4 protein-coding genes are annotated in these 3,695 nt (G+C 42.4%); 1 reads left to right on the plus strand and 3 read right to left on the minus strand.

Annotated features, from left to right (window positions below; genetic code table 11):
- Positions 1-6 precede the first annotated feature (6 nt).
- The 3 genes from NZ583_08905 to NZ583_08915 form a co-directional block, all read right to left on the minus strand.
- Positions 7-1,995 carry an adenylate/guanylate cyclase domain-containing protein gene (locus NZ583_08905; GenBank protein MCS7281711.1) on the minus strand — a complete coding sequence of 663 codons (1,989 nt, stop codon included), beginning with the start codon at positions 1,993-1,995 and terminating at the stop codon, positions 7-9.
- Between the two features lie 146 nt (positions 1,996-2,141).
- A complete protein-coding gene (locus tag NZ583_08910; protein ID MCS7281712.1) occupies positions 2,142-2,597 on the minus strand; it encodes an SPFH/Band 7/PHB domain protein in 456 nt (151 codons plus the stop codon).
- Positions 2,598-2,626: 29 nt separating this feature from the next.
- A complete protein-coding gene (locus tag NZ583_08915; GenBank protein ID MCS7281713.1) occupies positions 2,627-2,986 on the minus strand; it encodes an SPFH domain-containing protein in 360 nt (119 codons plus the stop codon).
- Positions 2,987-3,223: 237 nt separating this feature from the next.
- Between NZ583_08915 and NZ583_08920 the strand changes: the two genes are divergently transcribed.
- Positions 3,224-3,695, plus strand: a 472-nt coding sequence (locus tag NZ583_08920; protein ID MCS7281714.1) for a hypothetical protein, incomplete at its 3' end; no start/stop codon positions are given.

Raw genomic sequence — 3,695 nt, forward strand, 5'->3', positions numbered from 1 at the left:
AGATATTTATTTTTCGTCATATACTCGAGTAACTCCGGTTTCGTTTTCTTCGATAGTGGATGGTTCTTTGTCGTCCTTTAGGCTTACGCTATAGATCCTTACTGGTTTTGTCCTTCCTTTGACAATTACGCTTCCGAGTCCTTTAAATCTTATCCCTCTAAGCTTATTACTTTCGATTAGGGGATGTAGCTTCGCAAGAGTGTTTTCCGTTATTATTATGTCCTCTTTAAGTTTCCTTGTGAGTCCCTCGATTCTTGCGCCTAGATTCACGTTGTCTCCAATTACTGTGTAATCCATCTTTTTGCCCTCAGCCCCTATGTTACCAACAATCACCTCTCCCGTATTAAGACCGATTCCGGCATTAAAAGGTTCAATCCCTGCCCTCTCCCATTTTTTTTTGAGCTCTTTTAGCTTCACATTCATCTCGATGGCGCATCTTAAAGCAAGCTCTGCATGATTCTCCTGAGGAAGGGGTGCATTCCAGAAGGCGACAATCTCATCCCCGACAAATTTGTCCAATGTACCTTCGTAAGCGAAGATGATTTTGGTCATTTCGCTTAAATACTCATTGAGTATGCTTACAACTTCCATAGGGTCGTGCTTTTCGGAAAAGGAAGTAAATCCGGCAATATCAGAGAAAAGGACTGTAACTTCTTTCCTTTCTCCACCGAGTTTCGCAAGGGAGGGGTTCCTGATAAGCTCATTGACAACTCTTTCCGTAACGTAAGAAGAAAACATGGCTTTTATTCTTCTTGCGTGCCTCTCTTCGGTGGCGTACCTGTAGATTGTGATAGCGAAAAATATGCTTAAGATAGAGACAGAAGGATAGCTAAGGTAGAGCCAGATTTTTCTTTCAAAGAAAAGGTAGTAAGTTAAGCCCAAAAGGCCAAGAAAGAAAATTAACGCCAAAATGGCAGAAAAGATGGCCCCTCTTTTCGATATAAGGACGGTAAAAAGAGTTCCACAAGTAAAAATGACTATAAGGTTTATAAATTGCGGTACCTTCCTTATATGGTCTCCCCTGATTATGGAAGCTATCACATTTGCGTGCTTTTCAATCCCTGGCATCGCAGGAGAGACAGGCGTGTTTCTTAGATCGTAAATTCCTGTCGCCTCTGCACCCACAAGACAGATTTTGCCTTCTATTACGTGTGGCTCAATCTTTCCTTCAAGAAGATCTATGACGGATACATAGGGGAAGGTCCTATAAGGTCCGTAGTAATGTATGAGTATCCGGGAATGGACGTCAGTTGGAATAAAAAATCCACCCAGCGTAACACCTTTTGCCGCATCAAGTATCATTGCTTGGATAGGAATACCAAGAAAGAGCCTTGCCGCCTGGAGATCAATTGAAGGAAAAATCTCTCCGTCGAATTCGATTGCAAGATTCTCCCATCTTAAGACACCGTCGGCATCAAAAAATATGTTTATATGGCCCAAAGCTAAAGCATTCTCCATAAGTTCCCGAACAGGTACGAGCACGTTTTTTGCTGAAGGAAGGGGAAAAAGATTGAGCTTTTCGGAATTTTTAACTACGGGAAAGGAATGGTCCAAAAGAATTTCGTGGCTTAGGGGTCTTTTTTCTCCGACCATATCGAAAACTATAGGAAGGACGACGTTTTGAGCCTGTAGAATAGCAGAGGCAAGAATGGGATCGTCCCTTTCCGGTTCACTTAGGATTACATCAAGGATAATCAGCTTGCTCCCATAATCCTTTAGTCTTTTTATGATCTCTGCTAGTACACGCCTTTTCCATGGCCATTTTCCTATCTTTTCTATGCTTCTGTCATCTATCGATACGATCACGATCTCTTCCGGAATATCACTTCTTTTTCCGTGCATATGGTAGCGGGTGTCGTATATCAAATATTCGAGCCTTTCAAGTGGAGAAAAACGGAAAAGACAAAGAAGACAAAATATAACGGTTAAAATAATGCCCAAAATTAGAGCAATAGATTTTCTATAGGGCCTTATTTCGCGATCTTTTTCGGCCAAGTCCAGACTTTTAATAGATCATAACAGGTTTTGAGCTTTCCATCCAGGAAAAAACGGTTTACGGAAAAATTTCGACTGAGTTGGAATCTTTAGTGTCTTTCCCCTTTTAGGCTAAAAACCTTTAGCGCCAAGAGTAAATACTTTCTTTAAGCTTTTTCTTTAGGCTTCTCTTTTATGATCCGGGATATCAAGTCGACCATATTAAGGGGAAGGACAATCTTAGCTGACTCTGAAGTTCCTATGGTTTTTAACGCGTCGAGATACTGGAGTTTTAATGTATTCTCATCGAGGTTTTTCCCTACTTCCCAAATCTTCATTAGAGCTTCCGCGTATCCTTCGGCCTTAAATATTTGTGCTTTCTTCTCTCCTTCAGCCCGTAAAATTTCAGCCTCCCTTATATTTTCAGCCTCCAGTATCTTAGCCTTTTTTTCTCCCTCGGCCCTGAGTATCTGAGATTGCTTGACACCCTCTGCCTCTGTTACAATTGCCCTTCTTGTCCTTCTAGCAGCCACCTGCTTTGTCATGGCATCCTGAACCTCTCTGGAAGGCGTAATTTCTCGGATTTCCACTGTTGTAACTTTAACACCCCAACGGGAGGTCACCTCATCTAGTTTAATTTGAAGTTGCCTATTTATGTCCCCCTTTTGGAGAGCACATCATCGAGAGATATATCGCCGATGACGGCTCTGAGTGTCGTTGTGGCAAGATTGCAAGTTGCGTATTGAAAGTTTTGGACTCGGACTATTGAGTCCACAGGATTTATGACCCGGAGATAGATGAGGAAATCTATTGAGATGGGCGCATTGTCCTTTGTTATACATGTCTCTTGGGGAATCTCAATCACGTACTCCCTCAGGTCAACCCGCACCGGGCGGTCAATTACCAGAATGAGGATGACTATACCGGGTCCTTTTGCGTTTTCAAGAAATGTCCCGAGTCTGAATACGACGATTCTTTCGTATTCCTGCACTATCCTTAAACCGAGGAACAAAGTGAATAAAAAAAATTGCCGTAAACAGGACATAGGGTACAATTGTGACCTCCCTTTCATTTTTATCAATTTTTCGCTGCGCTTTACGCACTTGTCAAGGGTTCTTGAGGTGCCAAAATATTTGTGATAGATTTTGGTTGTGAAAGCCGAAAGAGGCATGTGAGATTCGTTACTTGCCAGAACTCGAAAAAGGACTGTGAAAAAACTCGGGTTTGAAAAAGTAGGATAAACGTAAAGATGGAACGAGAAAAAAGAAGTAGGAACGTCTTATCTAAGGCATTAAAGACAAAAATCGAAAAGCTTGTGGACGAGCGGACAAAATTCATCTACCAAAGAGAAGGTAGCGAGTTAAGGATAATTATTAAAGAGCTTGCCCAGGCACAAAAAGAAACAGAGAAAAGTTTAAAAGAGCTTTCAGATGCACAAAGACTAAGCGAGGAAGGTCTCCGTAGACTTGAAGCGGTAGTACAAGAGCTTGCAGAAGCTCAGACAAGGACTGAAAAAAGGATAGAAGAGCTTGCGGAGGCTCAGAAGAGGACAGAGGAGAGGGTAGAAGAGCTTGCGGAGGCTCAGAAAAGGACTGAGCAGAGGTTAGAAGGACTTGCGGAGGCTCAAAGGAGAACGGAAAAAAGGATTGAAGAGCTTGCGGAGGCTCAGAAGAGGACAGAGGAGAGGGTAGAAAGGCTTGAAAGGATAGTAGAAGAGCTTG

It is taken from the genome of Thermodesulfobacteriota bacterium, from assembly GCA_025062045.1.
Taxonomy (GTDB): Bacteria; Desulfobacterota; Syntrophorhabdia; order Syntrophorhabdales; family JANXAF01; genus JANXAF01.